The sequence below is a fragment of the Alienimonas chondri genome (assembly GCF_013036045.1).
GTDB classification, from domain to species: Bacteria; Planctomycetota; Planctomycetia; order Planctomycetales; family Planctomycetaceae; genus Alienimonas; species Alienimonas chondri.
In genome coordinates, this window is sequence record NZ_WTPX01000054.1 from 22,174 (window position 1) to 28,895 (window position 6,722).

A 6,722-nucleotide genomic window follows, 5' to 3' on the forward strand; every position below is an offset into this window, starting at 1 on the left:
TGGAGATCCGTAAACGCTCAAATCACCCGGCGGCGTGGCGGGCGCCGGGCGTTTCTGCCGGTTCGCGTCGATGGGGCCGGCTCTCGACGAACCAGACGATCAGCAGGCTCGCGGTCACGAGGCCGGCGACGATCAACCACGGGGAGACGCCGAGCCACTCGTGGAGGGTGAGCTTGCCGTAATCGCCCCAAGCGTGGATCAGCGGTTGAAGCGGGGAGTATAGCGCCACGAACAGGCCCGCCCCGGCGAGCATCCCGAGGACGCCGACCATCGCGTCCCGCCGCCCCTCGCCGCAGGCCGCGACGCTCGTGCCGGGGCAGTAGCCGAGCACGGCCATGCCCGCCCCGAACAGCACGGCGCCGACGAGGACGCCGCCGAGCAGCAGGGGTTTGATATGCAGCGAAGCCTGACCGCCGTCGACGAGGGCGAAGACGCCCACGGAGCCGACGACCACGGCGGAGCCCATAATCTTCACCACCGTCCAATCCTTCAGCAATAATTGGCCGAGGATCACGCCGTACTTGGCAACCCGCCCCTTCTGGAGCAGGAATCCGAAGACGACGCCGGTCAGCAGACCTAAAACGAGCCGCGTCGGGTCTTCAAACATTGTTCGCTCCTTCTTTTCCGTAGAGCAGGAAAGCCGTGGCGACCGCCGCGGCGAACATCGCCGCGACGAACAGCCAACTCGACGCCGCCAATTGAAGCGTGCCGCTGATCCCATGGCCGCTCGTGCAGCCCTGGGCGAGCCGGGCGCCGAACATCATCACCGCACCGCCGAGGAAGGCGACGACGAACCGCTTCGCCGTCCCTTCGCCGAATCGGGACCGCCAAAGCGGCGGCACTTTTAAATTGGTGCGATCGCCCGAGGACAGCGAACTCAGCAGCGCCCCGACGAACACGCCGACCACTAGCATCCACTCCCAACCGATCTTGGGCGATTCTCCCTCCTTGGCTTTGTCCACGTAATAGGGATGCGTCTCCTCCAGGGAGGGGGCGACCGCCTGGCCCGCGAGGGCGGCGGTATTCTCGAAGGCCGAGGTGATCCCGAGCGGATGGTCGGCGGTGGCGAAGGCGAACCAACTTAAGACGCCGATGGCCGCGCCGACCGCGTAGGGCGACCATGCGGTTTTCGTCAGCGGATTATTCATGACGAGACTCCAGGGGAGCGGCGTGCGGGACCGGCGGGCGCCTCGCTCGAATCGGACCAGATCAGCCACCCTCCGAGCAGAACCAGCAGCAGGCCGGCGCCGAGGAAGGTCAGGTCCCAGACGAGATGATTCGGTGTCTCGACCACGTGATGGACTTGCAGAATGTGGTGATCGATCACCCCCTCCACGAGGTTAAAGATGCCCCAGCCGAGGGTGAGCGAACCGATGAACGTTCGCGTGGAAAGCGGTACGTCGGGCCGACGAACCGCGTGCCAGAGCAGGCCGAGCCCGAAGGCGGTCATGATCCAGCAGAAGACGTGGAACAGCCCGTCCCAGAATATATTAATTTCAAGATTCACCGCCAGCGTCGAGGGCTCGACGGCGCCGCTCACGGGGAACTTGGCCGAGAGCATATTGTGGAGCTGCATCAATTGATGAAACAGGATGCCGTCCACGAAACCGCCCATTCCGATGCCGATCATCGTCGCCGACGAGATCAACGGGCGTCGATCGCGGTGATTCATCGAATCTCTTCTTGAAGGGCGGGAGGGTTCTATTCCGGCACGGGGGAAACTCTCTCAGGTTCGGGATAGACTTGTTTCGGGGCTTGCCCCTCTTTAGACCTCGGAGAAGTCCGGTCCGCCTGCCAGGGGAGGCCGAAGTGGATCACGCCGACGATCAGCGCCATAACCGGAATCGGCAGCGTCGTCAGCAGGCCGTTGAGCCAGAAATCCTCGTTGAAGATACCGGCCCAGACCTGCTGGCCGACGTCCGAATCGCAGTAGGGACAGGCGACGGCGGCGGGACTCGCGACCGCCGCCAAGGCCAGAACGGAGGCCGCTTGGACGCTACGGCGGATCGGGGACGGTCCTCGGTGCATTGATGTCTCCTCGGTAAGAGGCGGTTGACGCTTTGACCGGATCTGCCCCGCCGCTGCCCGATCGGCGACCCCGCTGACCGACCGCCACGCAGTCCCTGGGCGGTCGCGGAGCAAAATCTGAACGTCGGGGGAGCGAACGGGGGTACTCTATGAATGTAATGCGCCGCGTGAAGGACGTTCGGTCGGCTGCGACGACGGATCCACCGACGGCGTCTGCCCCGGAAACGTCGAGGTCACTCCACGGGCAGGCCGGCGGCCCGCCATTCGGGGACGCTGAACCGCAGGCGCTGGGAGGCCCGCGTCGCCTTCCGCAGCAAACGGTGCCCGGCGACGGCCCGGGCGCAGAACGGCCCCCGGCAGTAGACGTACAGCGGTCCCTGCCGCGGCAGGTCCGGCTCCGCTTCGCCCAGCACGTCGAACGGCACGCTGCGGGCCGAGGGCAGGTGACCGGCGGCGTATTCCTCCTCAGGCCGCAGGTCCAACAACGTGACGCCGCCGCCCTCGATCTCCGCGAACAACTCCCGCTCCGAGATGGGCGAGGCGTCGTCAAACTCCTCCCGCATCGTCTCCCGCACCTCGGGCAGCACGACCTCGCCCAAATCGCGCAGCCGCAGCCACAACTCGCCGACCCGGTCATCGGTCAAACGGCAGTGCACGGTGCGGCCCTGCTTGCGGGCCGCGACGAGGTTCGCGTTTCGAAGTAATCGAATGTTGGCGCTGGCGGCGGCCGTCGTTTGGCCGGTCGCCTCGGCAAGCTGCCCGACCGTCTTCTCCCCATGAGCCAACAGATTAAGCATCTTCAAACGATGCGAGTTGCTCAACGCATGCCCCACGCCGGCGAGTTGTTCGTAGATGCGGGCTTGCGGCGGCGGACCCGGTTCGGCGTCTGTGGGCATCGGCATGAAGGGGGCTGGGGATCCGAGAACGCCGCTCAAGCGGCCCTATGGGCGCCGCCGGAGGGAACAGTTCCCGCGGAATCGAACTCGGCGTCACCTCATCATAGCCCGCCGCCCGCTTTCGACAAACTGTCAAACAAACTATTGACTGATTGTGGTTCCTGCCGAAGAGTGGGACGTCGCGGGGCGTTCCCCGTCGCCGCGATCGCCAACGTCCCTTCCGATCGTCCGGAGAAACCTTGATGTCGCTCGTCACCCGCCGCGAATTGCTCGGCCACGCCGGGGCCCTCGGCCTCGGAGCCGCGTTCCTGCCGCACGCCGCCCGGGTGGTCCGGGCCGGCGAGTCCGGCCGCCCCGCCAAGGGGGAGACGCCGGACGGCGTCGTGCTGGAGGTCGTCGAAAGCGGCGGTCTGTCCCACTACTCCTACTTTCTGGCGGATACCGAGGCCGGCGTCGCCGCGGTCATCGACCCCCGCCGCGACGTCGCGGCGTACCTGAAGCTCGCTGAGGAGCACGGCGTGACGATCACGCTGGCGATCGAAACGCACGTGCACGCCGACTTCGTCTCCGGCGCCCGCGAACTGGCCGATCGCACAGGGACCGCCAGGATCGCCGCCAGCGTCGAAGGCGGCGCCGACTACGGGTTCCCCATCGACCGGAAGCTGAAAGACGGCGATACGCTGGAGGTCGGCTCCGTCCGACTCCGGGCAATTCACACCCCCGGCCACACGCCGGAGCACATGTCCTACGTCGCCTCGACCAAGGGCGCCGACCGCCCATGGGCGCTGTTCACGGGGGACTTCCTGTTCATCGGGTCGATCGGCCGACCGGACCTGATGGGGGTGAAGAACACCGAGGGCCTGGCGAAGAAGCTTTATCAGTCCGTGCAAACGGCTTATGCAAACCTGCCGGCCGCGCTGCCGATCCATCCGGCCCACGGCCCGGGCTCCCCGTGCGGGGCGAATATCCAGAAGCCGAAGGGCACGCCGACGCTCGGCCGCGAACGGGACGCCAACCCGTATTGGCGGATCGAGGATCAGGCGGACTTCATCGACGCCCTCCTCGCCGCTCAGCCGGCGATCCCCTACTACTGGCCGCGGATGAAGCAGGCCAACGCGGCGGGCCCGAAGATTCTTGGGGACCGTCCGGCGCCGGAGGCGCTGGACCCCGCGGCGTTCGAGAAACTGATCGCGGGCGGCGAGGTGCAGTTAGTCGATACGCAACTGATGTTCGGCTACGCCGGCGGTCATATCCGCGGGGCAACCGACCTCGGCTACAACGAGGTGATGAGCCTCTGGGGCGGCTGGACGCTGGACTACGACAAGCCGATCGCCCTGGTTGTCCCAGAGACCGCGGACGCCGTGGGGCCGCAGGACTGGTTGGCTCGCGTGGATCTCACGGAGGTGCGGGGCGTTTTAAAAGGCGGCATGACCGCGTGGGTGAAGTCCGGCCGGCCGTTCGACTCGTTCAAAACGATGCCCGTCCGCGAGGTGCACGACGCGTTCCCGACCGACGCGATGCAATTGCTGGATATCCGCCAGCCGTCGGAGTGGGACATGGGTCATGTGGAGGGGGCGAAATATATCTTCCTCCCCGAACTGCCGAAGCGGCTGAACGAACTGGATCGCTCCAGGCCGGTCGTCGTGTATTGCGGCAACGGCTATCGGGCCACAGTCGGCGCGAGCCTGCTGCGGAAACATGGGTTCGACGCTCGCACCGTCCCCGGCTCGTGGGATGCGTGGACCGCCGCGGGCCTGCCGGTCACGACGCCGAAGTCGCCGGGGAAGCCCTCCGATACGACCCGCCTTTCCGCCTGATCAGACGGCGCTGAGTTCTCTCAACCTGCTCTGCCGTCGGGCGTCGTCCCGGCGGCGGCGGTCCCGGTCAATCTCCGCACTCGACGCCCCCGCGCGGGCGTCCACGAAATCGCTATGCCTACTCCACAACAATTGGTCGTCCGAGCGACGCTTATGGCCCCGATCCTCTCCGCCGTCCCGGCCGGGCTCGCGGCCGACGCCGAACCGGCTTCCGACGGCGTCCGCACGCTGTCGATCGCCTACGTCAACGATATCCACGCCCAGCTCGAACCGCACCCGGAGCTGTTCTGGAACGAGCATACGGACGAGCGCGTCCGCGGCGCCGGCGGGCTCAGCCGCATCAAAACCGCCTTTGACCGACTTGCTGAAACTCGCCCGCATCTGCTGCGGATCGACGGCGGCGACACCTTCCAAGGCTCCGGCCCCGGCGCGTGGACCGAGGGCGGCGTGATGGTCCGGCCGATGAACGCGCTTGGCATCGATTACGCGATCCCCGGGAACTGGAGCGTCGCTTACGGCACCGAAAGGCTGCTCGACCTGTCGAAGCGGCTCAATTATCCGCTGTTGTCCGCGAACATCTATGACGCCGCGACCGGCGAACTGGCCTTCGAGCCGTACCGGGTGGAGGAGGTCAACGGCGTTCGCGTGGGCCTGATCGGTTTCACCGACCCGGACGTGCCCACCCGCCAGCCGCCCTATATGAGCGAGGGACTCTCCTTCCGCGGCCGGGAAGTTCTGCAACCGGCGATCGACAAGCTCACCGCCGGGCAGGACGTCGAGGGCGGGCCGGTGGACGTCGTGGTCTTGATCACCCACATCGGATTGATGAAGTCCGTCGAACTGGCGGAGACCCTGCGGGGGGTGGACGTGCTGCTGTCGTCGGACACGCACGAACGCACCTACGAACCGATCGTGCGGGGCGAGACGTGGGTCGTCGAAGCCGGGGCGTTCGGTTCGCTGATGGGCGTGCTGGACCTGTCCGTGAAGGACGGGCAGATCGTCGACCGCCGCTGGGAATTGCTCGAACTGCGGGCGGAGGCTTTCCTTGAGGACCCGGCGGTCAAGACGATCGTCGAGGAAGAACTCGCCCCGCACCGCGACCGGATGGACCGCGAGATCGGCCGCACGGAGGTGTGGCTGGAGCGGTACAACGTGATGAGTTCGCCGCTGGACCGGATGATCGCCGACGCCATCCGCGAGGAGGCGGACGCGGAGATCGGCCTGAGCAACGGGTACCGCTTCGCCCCGCCGACCGCGCCCGGCCCCGTCACCGAGGGCGACCTCTGGAACTGGCTGCCGACCCCGCTCCCGCTGAAAATCGGCGGGGCGACCGGGGCGCAGTTAAAGGCGTATTGGGAGAGCGAGTTCGAAAACGTGTTCTCCTCGGACCCGGATCGCCTGTTCGGCGGCTGGCTGGCCCGCCCCAGCACCAACGTGCACGTGGACTTTAACAGTACCGCCCCGGCCGGAGAGCGGCTGATCGGAGTCTCCGTCGACGGCGAACCGCTGGAGGAGGACCGCGTTTACAAGATTGCCGCCGGCGCCCGCGACGGTCAGCCGGAGGATCAGATTCATCGCGTCAAACAGTGCCGCAACGTCCGCACCGTGGAGGCGACGACCCACACCGCCGTCGAACGGTTTCTCAAGAACATCTCGCCTGTGACCGGGACCGGCGAGTCCCCGCTGCACTGCGTCGTCCGCCCGGACGTGCTCCGCAGCCAGTTTATGAACCCAAAATTCCACGCCCTCGCTGAAGGCGAGCAGGGGCCCAAGCAAAACCGCAACCGCTGAGTTCCCGCGTCCGTCCACAACCCTTCCCGTCTCTTCACACCCCGAAGATCACCGATGAAGTCTCTTGATGTCCGCCTCGCCCTCGCCGCCGGCGTCGCGTTGGCCGCCGCAATCGGCCTGACCGCCGCCGACCGCCCGGCCCTCGCCGCCCTGCTGTGCGTAATAGTCGCGGAGCTTGCCGAGGTATAGC

The 6,722-nt window shown here is 66.8% G+C and carries 7 protein-coding genes; 2 read left to right on the forward strand and 5 right to left on the reverse strand.

The annotated features are described in order from the left end of the window. Window positions 1–22 precede the first annotated feature (22 nt). The 5 genes from LzC2_RS09990 to LzC2_RS10010 all read right to left on the reverse strand — a co-directional run bounded on the left by LzC2_RS09990 (window position 23) and on the right by LzC2_RS10010 (window position 2,924). Window positions 23–607 (reverse strand): DUF6691 family protein, encoded by a 585-nt coding sequence (locus LzC2_RS09990; protein WP_171186416.1) that lies wholly within the window; start codon window positions 605–607, stop codon window positions 23–25. Next, on the reverse strand, window positions 600–1,148 hold the full coding sequence (locus LzC2_RS09995) for a YeeE/YedE thiosulfate transporter family protein (protein ID WP_171186418.1): 549 nt from the start codon (window positions 1,146–1,148) through the stop codon (window positions 600–602). Before LzC2_RS09995 ends, LzC2_RS09990 begins: the two co-directional genes overlap by 8 nt. Continuing rightward, a complete protein-coding gene (locus tag LzC2_RS10000; RefSeq protein ID WP_171186420.1) occupies window positions 1,145–1,672 on the reverse strand; it encodes a DUF2243 domain-containing protein in 528 nt (175 codons plus the stop codon). Before LzC2_RS10000 ends, LzC2_RS09995 begins: the two co-directional genes overlap by 4 nt. Window positions 1,673–1,701: 29 nt before the next feature. Next, on the reverse strand, window positions 1,702–2,028 hold the full coding sequence (locus LzC2_RS10005) for a hypothetical protein (protein WP_171186423.1): 327 nt from the start codon (window positions 2,026–2,028) through the stop codon (window positions 1,702–1,704). A 233-nt stretch (window positions 2,029–2,261) separates the two neighbouring features. Further along, window positions 2,262–2,924 carry an ArsR/SmtB family transcription factor gene (locus LzC2_RS10010; RefSeq protein WP_206678647.1) on the reverse strand — a complete coding sequence of 221 codons (663 nt, stop codon included), beginning with the start codon at window positions 2,922–2,924 and terminating at the stop codon, window positions 2,262–2,264. A gap of 242 nt (window positions 2,925–3,166) precedes the next feature. Here LzC2_RS10010 and LzC2_RS10015 point away from each other — a divergent pair, with 242 nt between their 5' ends. Further along, window positions 3,167–4,741 (forward strand): MBL fold metallo-hydrolase, encoded by a 1,575-nt coding sequence (locus LzC2_RS10015; protein WP_171186427.1) that lies wholly within the window; start codon window positions 3,167–3,169, stop codon window positions 4,739–4,741. A gap of 114 nt (window positions 4,742–4,855) precedes the next feature. After that, window positions 4,856–6,532, forward strand: coding sequence for a bifunctional metallophosphatase/5'-nucleotidase (locus LzC2_RS10020; RefSeq protein WP_171186429.1), 1,677 nt, complete (start codon window positions 4,856–4,858; stop codon window positions 6,530–6,532). Window positions 6,533–6,722 lie beyond the last annotated feature (190 nt).